Source organism: Polynucleobacter sp. AP-Nino-20-G2 (assembly GCF_018688235.1).
Taxonomy (GTDB): domain Bacteria; phylum Pseudomonadota; class Gammaproteobacteria; order Burkholderiales; family Burkholderiaceae; genus Polynucleobacter.
On sequence record NZ_CP061313.1, the window covers coordinates 519,027 to 541,034 of the forward strand.

Consider the following 22,008-nt stretch of genomic DNA (forward strand, 5'->3'; position numbering starts at 1 on the left):
TTAATAGGCTAAGTTATTTGCTTGACTATGGATCATAGTGATGAACGCCAAAATATTGTCATAGCGCCTACATTAACCAGCCAGGCGAGCCCAGACCATCATCTTGCGATTACCCTTTTGGCGCAGGTGCGCTAATGCTTGAGAAGTAGCATCGACTTGATCATCAAACCGTGAGCCCGGAAAGGTCAGTAGCTCGTGCTCGTAATCAGCCAGCCAAGGCGCTTGGTCCGGAAGATACACCAGGCCGCTTTCAAATAGATCGGATACAGCATGTAAGCGCATGACCTTATCGGTACCGGTTGGAGGGACATACGGTTCAATTTTGTGGCTTCGTAGTTGTTTGAGTTCTTGTATGAGAGAGATACCAGACGATTTATCCTCAATCAAAATCGCATAGGGCTCATATTGCTCGGCTTTTTCGATGACTCGGCGTTTAAGTGTGGGGTAGTCCAGTTTTTCACGATGCACATCGACGATGTAATAAAACTCCTCGACCATGGTGATGGTGACGCACACGCTGTAATCATTAAGCTCGCCTGCTTTTTGCGCCGTATCCCAACTTTGGATGGTCATCGTAATGCCTTCGGGTAGCGCTTGATTACTCTGATAACGCATCAGCCAGTTGGACTTAATGATCGATCCGCCAACCGGGGTGGGATTTTGTTGATATTGGCTAGAGAAAAAATAATGGCCAATGCGCTCACGGGTTGCCTCTAACATGGTTTTAGGTTCTCGCTGCGCATGGAGTACCTCACCTTCTTGGCGAGTGAAGGTACGCGTGCCAAGCCAGGTATTGACGGTAGTCGATTCATCGGCTTCGGCAATTGCTGGAAAGCGCACGACTGTCCAATCTTCTTGCTCTAGGATATGCCCAACTAAATCATCTTGATGCAAGCGCTGCATGATCACAATAATGCAGCCTTCTTTTTTGTTATTGAGGCGTGATAACAGGGTGCCGTCGTACCAGGCATTGACTGCACTGCGTTTGGTTTCTGAAAAACCATCCTCGGGTTTCAGCGGGTCATCGATGATGATGTAGTCAGCGCCCCGGCCGGTGAGCACGCCTCCTACGGAAGTAGCCATGCGGCCACCCATCTTGGTGGTGGCAAAATCATTGACTGCCTGTTTGCGTGGATCTAAGCGCGTAGCAAAGAGGTTTTGATAAAAGGCACTTTTCATGAGCGAGCGCGTATCCCCACCAAATTTATCGGCAAGATCTTGCCCGTAGCTGGCGCAAATGATTTGGGTTGACGGTTCATGACCCAGTAGCCAAGCAACCAAACTAATGGAAGCACAGTGCGATTTAAGATACCGCGGCGGAATATTGATAATGAGGCGTTTGGTGATCCCCAGGCGACAGTTTTCCAGGTGCATCGCCATAATTTCAATATAGGGGGCTAGTAAGAGCTCACCTTGCGGGTTGAGCTCATAAAAGGATCGCTGGATAAAACTATGAAAGTCATTGCGCAAAATCGTGCGGTATTCCCGCTCGCTAAGATTAAGAGGGGGGCTATCAATCACATGACTCATGATGCATCCCCCTCTTTTGTAGCAGCGTCTGATGATCTGAGTAACTGATTTTTCATGCGCTCCATAATGCTTTGCATCACAACCTGATCTTCTTGGGCTACAGTGTCGATCGCAGTAGATTCTTTGAGGGCATCTTGATACTCTTGTTGTTGTGAGACGCCCAGCACTAAATGCGCTGCTTTATGGTCTCCCGCCATGGCTTTATTGACCATCTGTTTGGCAATCACCTCACCTTTTTTAACGGTTTTGCTGCGCCCATTTTCGTGGATGGTGACCGAGGATTTAAGCTCTTCAACCAAGATCGTTTGCAAACTACGCGATCCTTTAGGACGACCCTTGGGGTTGCCACTTTCACCCTTTTTAAACTGGGTAGTCTTCGGTGGTCTGCGATAGCCTACGTTGTAGTCTCCATTAGACATGGCTTGCCTCCAATGCTTTTGAAGAGGCAGCTCCATGCAGGCGCTCATCAAATGATTGATTGCTTGCCGCATGGATTGCATGCTCTCCCGTCATCGCCTGCCAGCGGGTAATGGCCAGATCAACATAAGCGGGGCTCAGTTCTATCCCGTAGCAAATACGGCCGGTGCGCTCGCTCGCTAGCAGCGTCGTACCGCTACCCAAAAAGCCATCAAGTAAGATCTCGCCTCTGGCTGAGCAATCCAAAATGGCATCAGCTACCAAATTCATGGGTTTGACTGTTGGGTGCATAGCCAGTAGATCGCCTTCATGACCTTGGCGAGACAGTGTATTAGCTCCTGCGTATTGCCAGACATTGGTGCGATAGCGTCCGTGTTTACCTAGCTCCACATTATTACGGTGAGATCCTTTGCCGTTTTTAAAGACGAGGATGAGCTCGTGTTGGCTGCGATAGAGTGATCCCATGCCCCCTTTATCCTTGACCCAAACACAGAGGTTCTTGAGTTCCGTATAGACCGAAGCTCCTGCGGTTTGTACTTCGGGTAGATGGCGCCAGTCCATACAGACATAATGAATCGAGCCTGATTTGCTATTGGCAGCTAGTAATCCGAGTGAGCGCTTTAAGAAGTGGGTAAATTCGGAAGAGCTCATCTCTCCGCTGGCCATAGCAAATTCCGCGTGCTTAGGTCTATCTTGTTTGGCCTTACTGTTCCGCCGGCCGCTCACATGACCTTCAATCGGTACGTTAAAGGGTGGATCGGTAAATATGAGATCGGCCCTCTTGCCAATCATCAATCGCTCAAAGCTAGTTTCTTCCAATGCCGAGCCACAAAGAATGCGATGTTTACCTAAAAGCCACAGATCACCTAGCTGACTGACAACCTGCTTAGGCGGGGGAGGGAGCTCATCCTCTAGAGATGCGGCATTGGGGTTTTCAAAATCGGCAATACGCAGATCAATCTCGCTCATCGAAAAGCCGGTGTCCTCTAGGCTAAAGCTCAGATCAAGATTGTTGAGCTCAGAAAAGATTTCGCCCAGTAGCGCTTCATTCCAGGTAGCGTTCTCGGTTAAACGGTTATCCGCAATCGCAAAAGCTCTAGCTTCCTCTGTGGTGAGATGGTCAAGGGTAATGACAGGGATTTGGGTAAGCCCCAGGGATTTAGCCGCTTCTACTCGTCCATGACCTGCAAGGATTTGGTTTGCACCATCAATGAGGACTGGGACATTAAATCCAAAAGACTGAATGCTTCTGGCAATTTGACGGATCTGATGCTTGCTATGCACCCGTGCATTGCGAGGGTCGGGGTGCAGTTCGGCGAGGGATTTAAAACAGGTGTTTCGTAAAGTCGAATTCATGAATGTGGTCCTTGTAGTTAGAAATACAAGGCCAACATAAGGCCATTTCTGACCTGTGTAAAAAGGATATAACCCCCTAAGATTTGAGGGGGGTTATATCCTTTTGACTATTGAAGTGCTCTACAGCGCGTTTTGCAAAATATTCAGGGCTACCATCAATATCGAATATGCCAAAGACATCATCAATTAATCTCAGGAAATCTCCCTTAGCGGTGTGGCCTTCCGCTATGGTGTCAACCGTAATACTAGGTTTGAGTCCGGTAAGCTGGTGATAATTTCCTGCCAGACTATTAGCCAAATCCAATGCTCGAAATTTTGGCAGGCGACCCCCTGTGTTTGGTGGCTGTTCGTTATTATTTTTTGGGAGAGATTTAAGGGCGATATCGGCCGAGCGGATCATTTTCTGACAAGCTAGCTTCAAGTCGCCTCTAGCTGTCACATCAGGAATTGCCAAAATAGTACTCTGGTGAATTTGACTGAGATAGCTTTCTAAATCAGCAACTTTATCTAATAGTTGGCGAAGCTCGGGCTCGACTATAGCGGGCTTTTTAATAAAATTATTGGGATAAGGAGAGTGAACAACTTCGTTCATTCTCTCCGCGAGAAACTGAATATAGTGATTTAGATATTCCTTTTGCTCTGCTAAGACAGACAGACGGTCAAAGGCTTGATTAAGTTCAGGGACGAGTTGTTTAGAGGATTTTAAAGGGTTCATTGGGGGGGGGCTTTTTCGTCCTTAACTGAATTTTGGTAGGGCGCATTTGGTGTCTTTAAATGATATGGTCAACTAGATCCTCGAAAAATATCCTATGATGACTCGGATCAGGTTCAAGTTAACAAAAAGCGAATTAATATTTTCAATAAACTATTGAAAATATTAATTTTTCACAACTTTTTCAATCGATAGTCTGTGCTCATCGCAGTAGCGAGTCAGCTCAACGATTGTATTTAAGCCTAATTTATTTTTCAAATTTGATCTATGCATTTTTACAGTTCGAAGCGTGATATTGAGCATCTCCGCTACCTCGCTCTGGCGATGCCCACTTCCTAGGAGGAGTAGAACTTCAGCCTCTCTTTGGCTGATGGGTATATTGATTAATACGTCACCAGCAATAGCTGGTGGTCTGCCCAACTTAAGTTTTTGATTCTTGATAAATAGCGCTTTTAGAGCTTCGCTAACTTGGATTCCCGAGAATGGTTTCAAAAGAAAATCCATTGCTCCGCCACGCCATGCATCAATAATATCGGCCTGCTGAGCATTCCCACTCATAAAAATAATGGGACACTCAATACTCGTAAGCGCCAGATTGGTCTGGAGATCAACGCCCGTCATTCCGGGCATTTGGAAGTCCAAAAGAATGCAAGTAGGAACTCCATCTTCGAACTCAAAGTCGTTGATTACCCCTAAAAAATCTTCCGCTGATTCATAACTGCTCACTTCATATTCTTGAGCTAGCCAGTCAGTCAGCCCCTCTCTTAGGGCTTTATCGTCCTCAATAATAATAACTCGAGAGCTTTTCATTGGTTATTCTCTTGGGTTGTGGTGCATTGGTATTTCGATTTTAAATACAGCGTTACCATTTGTATCGTTAAAAGCGGTAATGCTACCGTTGTGCCTCTCCATAATCACTTTACTAAGCCAAAGCCCGACTCCAAGCCCACCTTGTTTTGTTGTCTTATAGAGCTCAAAAATACTAGGAAGAAGCTCTAAGCTAATCCCACCACCAGTATCACTAATTTTAAGAGTGGCAAATTCCTCATTATTTGTGATGCTAATGAGAATCTTTTTATCTTCGACCTTGTTCTGTACAAGTGCATCGATTGCATTATTAAAAACATTAATAAGCACCTGTTGAATTTGAATGCCATCTCCATAAACAACTGGTTCCCCTTGGTAGTCTTTATAGAGGCTAATTTTTTTAGCCTCGAGACCTGGCTTAACAATATCAACAATCTCCTCGATAATTTTTTGGAGGTTAACCGGAGCAAATTTGTAGCTTCTGGCCCCAAATAGATGCCGTAAGCTCTTCACTAGCTCGGATAGCTTCGTTGATTGGTTGGCAATCTCGTCTAGTGAGGCGATAAGCTTTGGATCATGCTCATTTCTGACTAAGTCACGGCGAGTAGTATCTGCCCGCAGAGCGATTGTAGTTAGTGGTTGGCTAAGTTGGTGGGCAAGCGAGCTGGCTAGTGCGCTAATGCCGATTACCCGATTTGATGCTATCAGGCCCCGTAATAGCTGGTCTTTTTCTGCTATGGCATTGGCTAATGAATTATTTAGAGGGTTTTGAGAGGGGTTTGAGGGATCTACCCAGGTAATTCGCAGGCCAATGTATGAAATATAGCGAAAAGTACCTACAACCACATAGATTGAAAAAACAATCAAAGCTATGTTGCTGGGGGTATCTCTTGGAACAATGGGTGGACCAAAAAAATAACCAAGAAGTCGTATGGCTCCATAGCCCACCATTCCCAATTCTAACCATGTAAACCACTTCATAAATTGATTGTTTAGCAATGGTTCTGAAAGTCTAAATTTACAGATGAAATAGTTGAGGGTGAATAAGATAAATAGAGATGCGGATAATAGTAAAACTACTATTTGCAGTTCAACATGAGGCCTGATAATTTCTAGAGCAATTGCAATCGAGGCGATTAAAAAAGCGCCGATAAAGAACCATATTTTCTCAATTTTTTTTGTTAGCGATAGGATGCTAAATAGGATTGCAAGTTCTGCACCCATTGCGGTGAAATTAGGAACGCAAGTCCAAATATTACTGACGTCGATTATATTTATATTGAGCAGAAATAAAATGCCACAAGTGATAGCCATGCACAACTCAGAAATTAAGAAATAAATTGCCGATGCATCTAGTTTTTTCCTAAATGAAGCATACAAAATACTGCTCGATGTAAGTGTAAAAAGGGTGTAAATAAACGTTAGTGTTGCGTATGAATTCATAATTTTTAATTGCAGTTGTTTACATATTTTGAGAGTGTTTACGACTCGAAAAATGATGCTTTGTATCGTCGGTTTGGCCTCTAAAGATTTTGCCCATTTATGCATCAAATCAGGCTTAATTTTCATATTGTGAATGATTGTGGTCAGCAAGTCTCATCTGGTAACAAATATTGGTCTGGTATAGGCCAAAACATGTACCAAGGTACATTATGAAAAAAGCCCCATTTTTCTACAATCGCGTAAGGAAATTTACCCGGCAATTACCCAAATACCCAAAAGACTCAAAAGTGTTCAACGCGATTTTTTCAAAACTCGAACTTCTCGGAGCTGCCCTTGGCAAGCGCCTTGAGTGCTTGTGTAAAAAAAATTCATGCGCATTCAATGTCGAGCAAAAATTATTTGCAAATGCGATAGCAGCCGCTAAATCTTTTGCAGTATTTCATTGCAAAAATTCAACACAAAAATCTTGTGAAAAAAATACCTTTTCACTTTTAAATTTTGTCAAAATTATTTCGGTATTTTTGTTCGCAGCAACCACACAAATTTCTTTCGCTCAAAATAATTCACGCGCACTTCCAACTGGTGGAAATGTTGTTGCAGGAAATGCCACGATTACGCAAAGTAATTTGCAAGTAAACATTAATCAAACTTCACAACGTGCAGTTGTAACTTGGGATAGTTTTAACGTTGGCAAAGATGCGACCGTTAGTTTCAATCAACCTAATGCAAGTGCTGTAACTTTGAATCGCGTCACTGGCGCTAGTGCATCTGTAATCGATGGAGCAGTGCGAGCAAACGGTCAGGTGATTTTGGTAAATCCAAATGGTGTGACGTTTGGCAAAGGTGCGCAAGTTGATGCTGCTGGTGTAGTGGCTTCAACACTCAATATTTCAAATAAAGACTTTATGGACGGTAAGGGCACCTATTCGGGCGGCTCTACTGGCTCAGTAGTCAATCAGGGCACCATTTCTACAAACTCCAAGGACGGCTATATTGCTCTCCTAGCCCCGGAAGTACGTAACGAGGGTTATCTTTTGGCTCAAAAAGGCCCTGGAAATACGGTAGCTATGGCCTCTGGCGAGAAAATCACTCTTGATTTCCGGGGTGACCAGCTTATGAGCGTCCGGGTTGACCAGGCCACCTATAAGGGTCTAATCGAAAACAAGCGTTTAGTTGAGGTCCCAGGGGGCTTAATCGTTATAGCCGCTGGGTCTGCTACGCGCCTGATGTCGACAACCATCAACAATACGGGCGTTATTTCAGCTTCTAGTGCCGTGGATCGTGGGGGGATGGTTGAATTCCGAGCCTCCAACATTAATCAGGCCGGAACCGTTGCTGCTAATGGCAGTGGCGCCAACACTAGTGGCGGTACCATCACAATGGTTGGCGACAACATCACTCTTGCTTCGGGCTCCAAGTCCGTTGCTACTGGCAGCGCTAATGGTGGCACGATCAATATTGGAACCAGCGGTGTGACATACACACAAAATGCCAACGGTACACGCACAAACGTTGTTGCAAATGATTTAGCAAGTACCGCTACGATCACTCAAGATGCATTGGTTGATGCCTCCTCCACCGTGTTGGGTAATGGTGGCCAGATCAATATTTGGTCGAGCGTGAGAACGACAGTCGCCGGGGCTTTAAAGGCCATGGGTGGTACATTTGGTGGTAACGGTGGTTTTGTTGAGACAAGCTCTAAGACGCAACTGGTTATTGCACCTACTGCGTCGGTTGATACCTCTGCTCCCAATGGAAAAGTAGGGCAGTGGTTGCTCGACCCAATTGATTTAACAATCGATGCAGCCGTCGCTCGCGTGATTTCTTTGGCGCTTGCCCTGAATAATGTTGTGATTGAAGTCAATGCCAACACCACCGCGTGTCCAAGCATGGGTGGCTGCACGCAAAATGGCTCCGGAAACCTGACGATTGCTAGCGGGGCAGATATCTTAAAGCAAGGCAATGTATTTACTAGCTTGACTTTATCTGCGAGTGGAATGTTTGCATTAAATGCAAATATTGTTGGTCAAAATTTAAATGTAATCATCAATAGCTCTATTGCGTACCTTAATGTTGGTACAACTATTGCAGCCACTCAAGTGACCGTTCAAGCCCAATCTATATACGCTAGCGGGTCTATCAATGCCGCAGGTAGCAATACACTAGGCGGTGCGATTTCATTGCTTGCACAAGCACTTTATATTTCTGGTCGCTTAAATGTTTCTGCGTCAAATAGCAGTACAAGTAATTCAAACTCAACAACCTTAACGTATAACGGCACAGTGTTACGTCAAGAAGATTTACCAGCGTTTATTACTGCGCAAAATAATTTGAATGTGACAAGTAATACATTAAATATTGTTTACTCAGCAACATCAGCTAACGATGCAGCTTATGTACCGCTACAAAACATCACGACTAATGTAATTAATTTAAATGCTACTCGTGAATTGATTGTGTATAGCGGTGCGCAAATACAAGCGAATGGCACTTCTGGCTTTGCAAGTGGAACGGGTGGCACAATTAATTTTGTCGCACCAAGTCTGACAGTGCAATCAGGTAGCTTGATTCAGGCTAACGGCAATAACGGCCCTGGTGGTGCTATTGCTATAAGTGGTGATGTAATTAATTTAGTGGGAATTATTGAGGCAAGCGGCAGTCTGGGTGGTTCTTTTGCGCTTACAGCCAATCGCTTAACAATTGATAATGCCGCAGTGATCCAAACCAATGGCCAGGCTGGTCCTGGTGGCACGATTGCGCTTAACTCAAGTCAAGATATTCAAATCAACCAGGCACTCATCAGTGCAAATGGTAATACTGATGGCGGCTCCATCAGAATTGTTAGCAACGCTGGCAACCTTAACATTCAAAATGCATTGATTCAGGCAAGCGGCTCAAATGGTCGTGGCGGAAGTATTGGTATTGCAGCCTTTAATCAAACCATCCTTGCTGGCACAACAGTTGAGGCAATTGGCTTTAATCAGGGTGGAAAAATCTTAATCGGCAATGATGCTAAGAACGGCACATTGCCGTTTTCCATTTATTCGAGCATCGATACCAACAGCATCATCAAGGCAAATCAATCCGATTTAAGCAGCACATCAATTGGCGGCTTTATTGAAACATCTGCTCATACATTAAGCCTCCTCGGGGCAATTAATGCTGGTCGAGGTGGTATGTGGTTAATTGATCCAACTGAGGTCATCATTGATTCGGCTACTGCCACTCTTATTAATACTGCACTCGCATCTTCGGACGTCACTATTCAAGCGGGTGTTGTTAGCTGTTCAGTTTCCTGTGCAAATACAGCAAGCAATGCAAATGGCAATATCTGGGTGGCAAGCTCCATTAGTTGGACCTCTAATAAGTCCCTGTACTTAAAAGCCACTGGGAATATATATGTTGATGCCAATATCAATGTAGGTTCTGGTGGTGGCTTGTATCTGCACTACGGCGGTTCATCTACAGCGGTTGCGCCGACCGTTGGCACTGCGTACTACCTGGGTTCAGGAAAAAATATTACTTTTGCAGCAACAACTGGGGCGCTGTACCAGGGAAATACTAGCTACACATTAATTGATGGAACAACGAATGTTGGACTGAGTTCTTCAGTCAATTACGCCCTAATAAAGGATGTTTCTTCCATTAATTGTGGTGGGGCATGTTACGCAGGTTACTTGGGTTATTCCATGACGAATCAAACTTACCAAGGTATTTTTGATGGATTGGGGCACACATTCAATCCAACTAATCAGGGTGTCACGGGGTTATATTTAGGCGGGGCGCTTGGAGGCGGTCTTGGGACTGGATTATTTGCTGCGCTTAATGGCGCCACCATACGCAATTTGACTGTCAATATTTATGCCGCCGTTACGGCAACACCCACGTCTGGAATTTATTTTGGCGGTATTGCTGGGATTGTGACTGGTACAACAACCCTTACCAATGTTGCGGTAACTGGAACATTTGCATTATCAAATAGCTGCACCACGTGTGACCTTTATGTGGGTGGGTTGGTTGGTAACGTATCTGCCGGAAATTTGGTAATCAATGGCTCAACGAGTTCCCTTGTTATGAGTGGGGCTGCTTCCTTGGCAAACTATAAGAGTATTAGTATTGGCGGCCTAGTTGGTGGCGTCAGTACATCAACAACAGGATCCGTATCCAACGTCTATGTTTCCATTAACTCCTCATCGTTTACAGGTACCGTTATTGGCGGACTAGCCTACGGTGGGTATACCGCTACGGGTGGAATTATTGGCCCTGTCAATGAATCAACTTGTACAAGCCTGCCATGCATAAGCCTGACCAATGTATTAGTCACTCCGCAGACTGATTACGCGGCTAATTACACCAGGGGTGCATTTGTTGGGTGGATGCTTGATGCAACAGCTGCTCGGGTTACCAACGCCTATACAACTGGGAGCGCTTACTCGAACGCAACTTATTACAACACCTCCACAAGTTCCAATATCACCCATAGTGGAAATACCACTATGTCCAGTTTACCAACTGGCTTTACCACTCAATATTGGAGTTTAGGTAGCGGTGGGAATTCTCTGCAGCTACTTCCATGGAGTGCCACTCTGCCAAACCTAACGGCCATATCAACGGGGGGTACTGGTGCTAGTCCTGCAGCTTGGACTAGCTACAGCACGTGGCTTAATGGGGTTTTGCCCGGAAACATAAATACTGGTTATGTAGTTGTACCAGTGGGGTCCTATGTAGGATTTACAGGAAGTAGCTTTACTCAGTCTGCCGGAGGAAATATTACCTCCTCCAGTGTGCCTATTACGATTAATGGCGCATTGTCAGTAACCGCTTCAAGCGCATTTGCAATCTCAAACTCCATGTCTGGAATTGGTTCATTTACGCTGACATCGGGCACCTTAACCTTATCCGCTGCAAATACCTATGCTGGTAGCACCACCATTAATGCTGGTACTTTGAAGTTAGGTATTAACAATGCAATTGCTGGCTCCACATCATTGCTGATGGCTGATAGTACGAACTTCGATTTAAATGGTTACAGCACCACCATTGGATCGCTGGCTACAACAGGAGCTGGCTCGCTGGTCGCTATATTTAACAACGCTACAGGTACTACTTCAACCCTCACTCTTTCTGGCAGTGACACAACTTTTGCTGGCGTAATAAAAGATAACACTAGCGGCACTGGTACTGTTGGGCTAACCCTCAATGGTGGCACTTTTACTCTTTCTGGCCTCAATACTTATAGCGGTACAAGCACAATCGGCAGTTCAGCCATTCTTGCACTTGGCGCTACTAATGCGCTTTCTGGGGCAAGTAGTGTGGCGCTTAGTGGAGTGCTTAACCTGAATGGTTATTCGACATCAATAGGTGGATTATCTGGTGCCGGCATTGTTACTAATGCTCATAACTTTATTCAAACGGGCTTAGTACTTTATTTTGACCCAGGCAATATTCAATCTTGGACCGGTTCTGGCACAACGGTATACAACTTGGCAACGGGGTCTACCAAAGGGGGCGATGCCTCACTTGTGGGTAGCCCAACTTATGACTCTGCTAATCAAGCCATTACGTTAAATTCGACGGGCAACTATTTGTCGGTTCCAAGCACTAATTTGAGCGATTTCACAACGGGCCTCACGATTCTTTCCAAGGCCAATTTGGGAAATGGCTCAGTATGGGCTCGTATTATTGATTTTGGTGGCGGGGCACAATCAAACAATATACTTTTTGCGAGAGCCGGTACGACTAATAATCTGGCCTTTCAGATTTATAACGGGGCAAATGTCGCAATGTCCGATACCACTAATACTGGGACGGCAGTAACAAACAATGGTTATGGATACTACGCTGCAACTTTAACGGCAGCCGGCAACCCTACGATTTATGTTGGTGGTGCATCTGCTTCTGCCGTGATTGATGGGGGAGCAATAGGTTCGGGAGCAATCCCACAAAACATCACTCGTAGTAACAACTATTTGGGGCGCAGCAATTGGGTGGATGGCGCTACATATGGAATGGGCGTTACTTTGCTCTATTCCACTGCGCTTAGTGCAAGTCAGGTTGCTACTGCAAATACTGAAATGGGTCGCACCATTTCATTAGCCACTCTGACGGTTGGTGCAAATAATGCAACCAGTACATTTACTGGCAGCATTAAGGATGGTAATGCTGCTATTGCTTTGGTGAAGAAGGGGTCTGGCACTCAAACATTTTCATCTGCTCTTACGTATACTGGTGGAACAACGATTTCAGGCGGTATCCTGCAGGCAGGAATTGCATCTTCTGGTTCCGTGACCAATGGACCGTTTGGTACCGGCGCTGTTACTGTCAGTTCTGGTTACACACTTGACTTAAATGGCTTCAATATTGCCAATGCATTAACGTTGAATGGCGCTGGCATTGGTAGTAATGGCGCTTTAATTAATTCAAGCGCAACGGCTGTTACTGCAAGTGGCGCAGTAACAATTTCGAGCGCTACTTCAATTGGTGGCACAGGTGCGATCACATTCGGTGGCGTAATTTCAGCCAGCACCAATACCATCACCTTTGTGAATAGTCCAAGCATTACGGCAATCAATACTGGCAATAGCATTGCAAGCATCACAATTACTGGTAGTTCAGTAGCGCTCAAAACAACTGCATCACTAACCTTAAATTCAAGCAGTCTTACAGGTGCTTCTACGCTGCAAACGGTAGCTGCAAATGCAGATATTACCGTTTCCGGCGCCATCACCAATAACACCAATGGCAACACATTAACCCTGATGGCTTCAAGAGACGTCTTGATATCAGCACCTATTTCTGGGGCATCAGGCAAGTCCCTCACTGCTAATTTCTATTCAGACGTTGATAACACTGGCGGCGGTGGATTTAAATCAACCGTTGCAACTGCTACGGTTAGCACGTTTGGTGGTGACATCACAATACGTGGCGGAACAACGGATACAACTTCAGGCTGCGCTACTGCTTACTCATGTATTGCTGGGTATGCCAGTTACGGAAGTAGTCAAGGCGATGCTATTGGCGTTTTAATTTGGAGTTCACTCAATGCGGCTGGCGGTAATATTGCCGTATATGGTCGCGGCAACCCAACGGCTACAACTGCAGGCGTTGGTATTCATATGGACTTCGCTGGTACGGTTTTAAGTACCACTGGCACGGGTACCATTACCTTGAATGGCGTTTCAACTGGTGCCCAAAGAGGCATCTACCATGTTTCAGGTGATATATCGGCCGGCAGCGGCCTCATTTCAATTACTGGAACTTCTCTGAGCACATCCGCCTATACCGGTTACAGAATGAATGCCGGTTCAATCACTTCAAGTGGTGCTTTATCGATTGCTGGTACGGGTGGCAGTAGTGAATACGGTGTATATATCTACGGCGCAGGCAGCATCGTGGTATCTGGCGATATTACGATTAATGGCCAAAATGCACAGGCTAACCAAGGCCTTGTTATTGAGGGCTCTAAGATCATTCAATCCACTGCAGGTAATATTTCTTTAACGGGATCTGGTGGTTCAAAAGGTCTTTATATTAATGCGAGCTTAATCGCGGGCAATAACCAAACGACGCCAACCGCTGGCGGTACGATCACTATTAATGCTACGGGTGGCACCGATTATGGTTTTCAAATTAACGCTGGCTCCTTGATTTCTTACGGTGCGATTTCGATTACCGCCGTTGGAAGTGCTAGCCATGCTTTCCGATTCGAAGGTGTTGGTGGCAAAGTGAAATCGGCATCTAATATTACGATTAGTGCGACTGCAGGTACTTGGGGTTTGACCATGTACAACGACACCTTCATTCAGTCGACTAGCGGAAATATTGCCATTACCTCAAATGGTTCTAATGGTGGTTTATATATGGCCTCGACGGGCGGAATTTATGCGAGTAGCAATACGTCTACTCCAACAACAACGCCAACTGCCGGCGGTACTCTGATTATTAGCGCAACAGGCGCCACTCAGTATGGAATTCAGATAGCTGCAGGCTCACTAGTTTCATTCGGTGCCATGAATATCACTGCTCGTGGTGCCGGAGGTTATCAGGGTTCGTATATATACGGCGCCGGCACATTTACGGCTGTTGGCAATATCACAATAGATACGGCAACAAGCGGTGCGCAGTGGGGCTTCCAGTTTGATGGTAGTCGTGTCATGCAATCAACTGCGGGAAATATCTCTATTACTGCTGTTGGCAACTATGGCATGTATGCAAACGGTAGCATTGTGGCAAGCAACGATACGACTAATCCGACCACAGCCACGCCAACATTGGGTGGCACACTGACGATTATTGCGACTGGCCGGACTCAGCAAGGTTTTGAGATGGGGGCAGGGTCATTGATTTCTTATGGCGCCATGTCAATTACGGGTAGTGCGACAGGCGCCTATAAAGGTGTCAATATTTCTGGCGCAGGCACCATGAAGGCGGTTGGCAGCATTACGATAAATGCGGCAACTCCAGGCGGTGATTGGGCATTCCGTTTATTTGACAGTCGCATTATGCAATCTACTGCTGGCAATATTTCTATTACGGCGAGTGGTGGTTACGGCATATATATTTATGGAGGCGGCATTGTGGCGGGAAATGACACCACAACGCCTACCAGTGGCGGCAGCATCACTATCAACTCCACATCTTCAGCGAATGATATTAGCGGTGCCGCCTTAAGAATAGATGTTGATAGCACCAAGATTATTGCTTACGGCGATATCAATATCTACGCCAATGGCGCTCCAGCAGGATTGAACGTTGCCAATCAACAGGGGCATGGGGTAATTCTTTACGGTAACTATCAAACTATCAGAAGCTATCACGGTGACTTGATGATTACCGGTTATGCCAACCATGCGGATGGTGCGGTGAATGGGTGGCTGAATACCTCCGGCGGCATCTCTCTGTGGAGCACAAGCGATATCTTGCGTGCATATGGCAATGTCACGCTTAAGGGTGTGTCAATGGGTGGTATTGGCGTATTTTTAGGTGCAAATAATTTAGCTGGTGGTGGCGTAACTGCGGATACCGGAAATATTGTGATTAACGCCTTGAGTAATTCTGGATATGCTGCGGTTTATGTCCGCCTACCGGTTGCCGCGACCCTGGGATCTGTTTCTATTTCTGGCGCAGGTAGTGGCGCAGGTATTTATCAGGACGCATGGTCTGGTGCTGTTTCAGCTAAAGCTGATATCAATATGATTGGATATGCAACAAGTGGTCATGGCATTTATTATGCTGCTGGCCCTGTAAGCTCCAGCAATGGCAATATCAATATATATGGCTATACATCGAGTACGAATACGGGTTATTACGGTACTTACTCTAATGCAATTTCTGCTTCAGCCATCAACGGGTCCGTCACTTTCCAGGGCTCGACAATAAGCTCGGCATCGACAGGTAGCGGTTATTTAGTTAATGCTGCTGCCACGATGTCTGGCGGAACACCTAATATTCCTGCGCCGATATTTGCAGTTGCTGATTCAGTAAATCCAGCATACGGTGCGACATACGGTCTTTATTGGACTGGCAATATCACCGCCAATACAACTACAGGTCAAATTAACTTGTACGCTAAGGCGCCATATGTCAGCGGTGTGATGACGGCGTACGGCTTATTGCTGGGTACCGCAAATCAAAGCTATTCGCTCACAGGATCAAACGCTGTAATTAGTGTGCTTGCAGGGAGCATTGGCACTGGCAGCTTAAGCTATCAAACGGCATCGAACCTCGAGATTGGTGCCTTATCGGGGGTGAATGGCTTCACAGGTAGCGGCTTAACAATCACTGAAACGGCAACACTCACTCAAGCTAAGTCAATCAGCGTTGATACCTTGACGTTGACTGGTTCGGGCGGCGTATTTGTATTGAGTCAGGCAAATACTGTAAACACTAGTATTACTTTAAATAGCGGCACGCTAAAAGTGGGCAACTCTTCCGCTTTGGGTGGTACCTCTAAGCCTTTAACTATGGCTGCCTCTACGATCTTGCAAGCAAATGCTGATTTGTTAACGTTGAGCAACCCTATTTCAATGAGTGGCGCCGCAACCATTAATGCACCATCGACATATACATTCACCCTTTCTGGCATTCTCAGCGGTGCAAGCGGCGCATTAACAATCAATAGCCCAACTTCAAATACCGGCACAGTCATTCTGACTGCAGCCAATACATACGGCAGCACAACTACTGTCAGCGCAGGTACTTTGCAAATTGGTACGCAAGGTAGTAGCTCTGCAACTTTAGGCGCAAGCGCAAGCTACGCTCAGGCCTTAAGCGTTTCATCTGGAGCTACATTTAATTGGTATAGCTCGGCAACGCAATCATTCTCAAATCTTGCGGCTGGTGGTACTACAGGCGCTATTAATTTCAGTAGTACCGGCACTAATGCGGTCACGATTAGTGGTGACCAAGCATTTACGGGTGTAGTGAACGTTTCTCAACCCGTCATCATGTCTGGCGGTTCAAATAATGCGCATACAGGATTAGGCAACACCCAAACGGTTCATATTAGTAATGGTGGAACCATTACGCTTTCAACAACGGCCGATAACGCTTTCTTGGGCTATTCGGTAACCACCAATCTGATTATTGATCAAGGCGGTCTTCTCACAACTAATTCAACCTCAAGCTACAGCTACCACATGGGTACGATCACCCTCAATGGCGGTACCTTGGCTTATGGGAATTCATCATTAGTAGCTGGCGGTTGTGCTGTGGCTTGCGGAACTTACAATTTAGATAACAAAGTGACCGTGACCGCGAACTCAACAATGAGTGCAATTGGGGTTCTACTAAGTCAAGCTGGTGGAACAGTTTTTGATGTTGCCAGCGGCATTACTTTGACCGTAAGCGGAATCTTGTATAGGCCAACCACCTTTGGGGATACTGGGTTTATTAAACAGGGTGCCGGCACCATGGTGCTGCAGGGAGCCAACACCTATACAGGTGCGACTGCTGTTAATGCCGGCACTCTCGCAGTGACGAATGCAACTGGGTTGGGTTCAACTGCTGCTGGTGTCACAGTAGCGAGTGGTGCGATCCTTGATTTACAAAATGTCACAGTGGGTTCTGAAGCAATTACCTTGAATGGCGGCACGATAGCAACCAGCACCGGTACTTCAAGTCTCAGTGGCACAGTGGCTTTAGGCGCTGCTAATAGCACAGTGAGTGTGGCGGGTACGCAGCTCACGCTTTCTGGGGTGATCTCTGGCGCTAATGGTTTCACTAAATCGGGCGTAGGCATCTTGGTGTTATCCGGAAATAATACTTACACTGGCACCACGGCTATTAATGCAGGTACTTTAGTTGCGGCCAATACTGGCGCTGTCGGAACTAGTGCTGGCGGGGTATCGATTACATCAGGTGCGACATTTGCCTTGCAGGGTGGCATTACGATTGCTAGTGCGATTTCCGCAAGTGGTACGGGCATGGGTAATGCTGGTGCCATCTTAAATAACTCTGGTACTAATAGCATTACCGGCCTGGTGACCCTGGGTGCGGCAACTACTATTGGCAGCACGGCAGGTTCATTAACCTTTGATGTGGCTTCTGGGAACGCTTTTACAGGAACCTACAATTTAACTTTCACTGGTGCTGGCAATACTACCGTTATTGATCCAATTTCAATAAGTACGGGCGGACTTACTAAGTCTGGTAGCGGTGTATTAACCTTGTCTGGCCTAAATACTTACACTGGCGCAACAAACATTTCTGCTGGTACGGTTAAATTAGGTGCATCAAGTAGCGGCTCAAATTCACCGCTTGGCACGGTGACAAGTGGAACGACAGTGGCAAATGGCGCAGCTTTAGACTTGGCTGGTTTTAGTATGAATACCCTGGAGCCACTGACATTGAGTGGTACGGGTGTGAGTAATAGTGGTGCCTTGTATAACTCAAGCACTACTGCGGCCGTTTATGCTGGCCCAATCACTTTAGCTGCTGATACAAGCATTAAAAATACGGGTGCCCTGACAATCAGCGGTGCTATCAGCGGAGCATATGCTTTAACAGTAAGTAATACTGGCTTACTGACTCTAGGCTCCACCGTTGGCTCATCAACCACACCTCTTGCCAGTCTTGCTGTGAGCGGCCCGGTAAATTTATATGGTGATGTTTGGACCACTGGTGCGCAAACATATAGCGGTGATCTGGGCGTTGGTGCGGATATTGGTTTGAATTCTGCGAGTGGTGGCGTGACTATTGGTGGAGCATTGACTGGAATTACGGCAAGTAGCTTGCTTTATGAAACCACTACAGCAAATAGGTCTGGTGATGCTGTTGTATATAGCGTCAATAATTCTGGCACTGTTAGCGGTAGCATTAATCGTATTACCTACCGCATGGAGGTAAACGTTGGCGGTACTCTGTACTATGCTCAAGTTACTTTTGATGCGTGGGCAAATAATCTAACGGCTGCAGATTTGCGCATTCCGGATTTAGTGAATCAGTTGGTGGTTCAAAAAATTGTTAACAATATGGTGGTGTCCTCTAATCAGACTTCCGGTATTTCTGGTAAGGCATCATCCGTGATCACAGGCTCAGGCTTTACTGGCTATCTTGAATTGTGGGGATGGAATTACAGTCAAGGTGCGAGCGCACCTGCTGGTGTGCCAACTGGTAATGTGGCGACATATGACTATAACGATACCCCTGCCTATAACGGTAACTACGGCTCATTTCAGGTTCATAACATTACAGCTGGCTCTACTCAAACAGTATTAGCCTGGAACAATCAACCGGCAAGTGCAACCCCTGATGTTGGGCTTGGTAATTACATTGGGTCGGCTACTGGTGCGGCTGGAAATACTGACTGGACGTTTACCGGTAGCAATGGAGCTAGCCTTGGAACTACTGCATTTAAGTTGCAAGTTCTGGTGAACGGTGTGACTCCGAGCTTAAAGATTAATGCGGGATCTGGGGCGGTGAATATTGCTGGTGCGACGAGTGGCTTAAAAACTCTGACGGTAAATTCAGATGCTGCAACAAGCGCTATTAGTGGCGCAATCTCTAATCCCGCCATTCAGAATGCCGTTGCCACAACTTTGACTAAGCAAGGCTCTGGCGCCCTCATTCTTTCTGCTGCCAATACTTATACTGGAGCAACAAATATCGATGCCGGTGCGCTGATTATTCGCAATGATGCGCCAAGTACTTCAACTAGCGGCTTTAATGGTCCAGGCACATTGGCTATTGAGTCGACAAGCACAAGCTTTACCTCTGCATTCAGTACCTCCGGATGGGTATTTAATAGCAATTTAGGTGGCTTAACTCTGGGTAAAGATGGCAATACCAAGGACATCACTATTGCGGCTGCTACAAGCATTGCTGGCCCAATTAATATTTATGGTGGCGCTATCGCCATCAATGCAGCCCTGGCGGCAATAGGTACCAATACGATTACCCTAAAAGGCTCTGGCGATGTAACCGATGGCGCAAATGGCTACGTGAGCGCATCTAACTTATTGTTGCTTGGTGGCAATATCACTTTAGACAATAGTGCTAGTAATGCGATTGGCACTTTGGCAGCAAGTGGGGTGAGTGGTCTCACATATGTAGATAAAGATGCGTTGATAATTGCTACAGTTGGTGGTGTTAATGGCATATCTGCATCTGGTGCAATTGGAATCAGTACGTACACTGGTGATTTGACAATTTCTAAACCAGTTGTCACAACTAATACAACTTCATCGGCTATTACCCTAACCGCAGGATCCAATACAGGCGCTGGAACTGCAACGGGCGGTAATGTAATTATCACTGGTAGCGTAGGTACTGCAACTACTGTGCAGACTTTAGCTAGTACGCCTTCTTATGTTTGGATTAGAAGTTCAGACTACAGTGGTGACTTGGTGGCGGACTTTACTGCAAACTCAAGCGGGTGGACTTATAACGGAGTCGGTATTAGTAGTGTTGCAGTGAATAATACATTTGGCCCGGGTTATTCAATTGCTGTTACCCAAAGCGCAAACGTTTATAACACTCAGTCATATACATTGCAGGCACCAACGAGTATGCCTGCAGTTACAACAGGCTCCAATGGTCGCGCTGTAATTTATACGGGTTCAGTTTCTGGTAGCACCGGTGTAACAACTTACATTGGTTCGGGTACTGGTAACTTCCGCTATAAGAGCAATGTGGGTACAGCTAACTTCACGACTGTACTTGGCACAAGTGGCAAATATGCGGTTTATCGTGAAGCAGTGACGGCAACAATCACAACGGATAACCAAAGTATTACCTATGGTGATACTGTGCCAACACTTACCGGTGCGACTAGTGGCTTAGTGAATGGTGATGCTGCTTCATACGGTTTAAACAGTCCGCTTTACTCAACAGCAAGCAAAATAAAAGTGGGTAGTTACACGATTTCTGGCTCAGGTCCTGCTGGTCTAGGGTATACCTTGTCAGCTAGCAATGGCACCTTGACCGTAGTTCAGAAGGCCATTACCGTGACTGGTACAACGGCGACTAGCAAGACTTATGATGCCTCAATGGGCGCCACCATCGCTACTACCAGCTCTGCGCTGACCAATGGCTCCACTTCTGTTAGTGATAATAAGTACTACACCGGTGATCTGCTCACCTTAGTAAAAACCGGGGCCACCGCTAGCTATGCAGATAAGAATGTCGGCACTAATAAAGCGGTGAGTGTCGCTGGCTTTACCTTAACTGGCGCTGATGCCGGTAATTACACTGTCACTGATGCTTCTGGTGCAACCGCTACCATTACGGCAAAAGCACTCAGCATGAGTGGCTTAACTGTGCCAAATAGCAAGATCTATGACGCCACAACTGCGGCCGTTGTTAGCGGCACCCCCACCTTGGCTGCCCCTGAAGCAGTGGGTGCTGGGACGACAAGTGATGGCAAAGCCTATACCGGTGATACGGTCAGCATCGCGGGCACAGCGGTGGGGACCTACAACAGTAAAGATGTGGCGAGTGCAAGCACCGTAACTTATAGCGGTTTAAGTTTGACTGGTGCGCAAGCTGGAAATTACAGCCTCACCATCCAATCTCCAGGCGCTGCCACCATCACTGCAAAAGCGCTCACCATGAGCGGATTATCTGTACCAAATAGTAAGACTTATGATGGTACAACTACAGCAGTTGTTAGCGGCACTGCCGCCTTAGGTGCCGCTGAAGCAGCGGGTGCTGGAACGACAGTTGATGGCAAAGCCTACACCGGTGATACGGTCAGCATCGCAGGCACAGCAGCGGCTGCCTATAACAGTGCACACGTAGCTACTGCGACAACAATTACTTATAGCGGCTTAAGTTTGACTGGTACGCAAGCGGGTAACTACACCTTAACAATTACCTCGCCAGCTAGCGGTACGATTACGCGCGCAACCCTGACACCAACCATTACCAATACCGGTGTCACGAAAACCTATGACGGCACAGTGAGCTCCAGCATCACACCGACCTATAGCTTTGCTGGTTTAGTCAGTGGTGATACCGCGGCGACCATTACCAATACTGGCACGACGTACAACGATGCCCACGTGGCCAATGCCACTACCGTGACCGCTGCTGGCTTAGTGATTACGGCCATTACCGGTAATAAGAGCTCGGTTGCGGGTGACTATGTATTAGATGCCACGAGCAAAACCGTCGCCGGTACGATTACGCGCGCAACCCTGACACCAACCATTACCAATACCGGTGTCACGAAAACCTATGACGGCACAGTGAGCTCCAGCATCACACCGACCTATAGCTTTGCTGGTTTAGTCAGTGGTGATAGG

At 46.4% G+C, this 22,008-nt stretch carries 7 protein-coding genes; 1 reads left to right on the forward strand and 6 read right to left on the reverse strand.

Annotated features, from left to right (window positions below; genetic code table 11):
- Window positions 1–72: 72 nt before the first annotated feature.
- The 6 genes from terL to FD960_RS02780 form a co-directional block, all read right to left on the reverse strand.
- Entirely contained in the window at window positions 73–1,530 is a 1,458-nt protein-coding gene (terL, locus tag FD960_RS02755) for a phage terminase large subunit (protein ID WP_215299712.1), read from the reverse strand.
- Window positions 1,527–1,949, reverse strand: coding sequence for a DUF5681 domain-containing protein (locus FD960_RS02760; protein WP_215299713.1), 423 nt, complete (start codon window positions 1,947–1,949; stop codon window positions 1,527–1,529). Before FD960_RS02760 ends, terL begins: the two co-directional genes overlap by 4 nt.
- Window positions 1,942–3,303 carry a DNA methyltransferase gene (locus FD960_RS02765; RefSeq protein WP_215299715.1) on the reverse strand — a complete coding sequence of 454 codons (1,362 nt, stop codon included), beginning with the start codon at window positions 3,301–3,303 and terminating at the stop codon, window positions 1,942–1,944. The genes FD960_RS02760 and FD960_RS02765 overlap by 8 nt, the downstream gene beginning before the upstream one ends.
- 76 nt (window positions 3,304–3,379) lie before the next feature.
- Window positions 3,380–4,018 carry a hypothetical protein gene (locus FD960_RS02770; RefSeq protein WP_215299717.1) on the reverse strand — a complete coding sequence of 213 codons (639 nt, stop codon included), beginning with the start codon at window positions 4,016–4,018 and terminating at the stop codon, window positions 3,380–3,382.
- Window positions 4,019–4,180: 162 nt separating this feature from the next.
- Window positions 4,181–4,825, reverse strand: a complete 645-nt coding sequence (locus FD960_RS02775) for a response regulator transcription factor (protein WP_215299719.1) — start codon at window positions 4,823–4,825, stop codon at window positions 4,181–4,183.
- A gap of 3 nt (window positions 4,826–4,828) precedes the next feature.
- Window positions 4,829–6,391 (reverse strand): sensor histidine kinase, encoded by a 1,563-nt coding sequence (locus FD960_RS02780; RefSeq protein WP_215299721.1) that lies wholly within the window; start codon window positions 6,389–6,391, stop codon window positions 4,829–4,831.
- Window positions 6,392–6,786: 395 nt separating this feature from the next.
- Between FD960_RS02780 and FD960_RS02785 the strand changes: the two genes are divergently transcribed.
- Window positions 6,787–22,008 (forward strand): autotransporter-associated beta strand repeat-containing protein (locus tag FD960_RS02785; RefSeq protein WP_215299723.1); only part of this gene is annotated, 15,222 nt, incomplete at its 3' end.

Excerpts from the sequence above, each read along its gene's own strand:
- FD960_RS02780 (WP_215299721.1), bottom strand. The coding sequence starts at position 6,391 with ATGAAAATTAAGCCTGATTTGATGCATAAATGGGCAAAATCTTTAGAG.
- FD960_RS02775 (WP_215299719.1), bottom strand. The coding sequence starts at position 4,825 with ATGAAAAGCTCTCGAGTTATTATTATTGAGGACGATAAAGCCCTAAGA.
- FD960_RS02760 (WP_215299713.1), bottom strand. The coding sequence starts at position 1,949 with ATGTCTAATGGAGACTACAACGTAGGCTATCGCAGACCACCGAAGACT.
- terL (WP_215299712.1), bottom strand. The coding sequence starts at position 1,530 with ATGAGTCATGTGATTGATAGCCCCCCTCTTAATCTTAGCGAGCGGGAA.
- FD960_RS02770 (WP_215299717.1), bottom strand. The coding sequence starts at position 4,018 with ATGAACCCTTTAAAATCCTCTAAACAACTCGTCCCTGAACTTAATCAA.
- FD960_RS02765 (WP_215299715.1), bottom strand. The coding sequence starts at position 3,303 with ATGAATTCGACTTTACGAAACACCTGTTTTAAATCCCTCGCCGAACTG.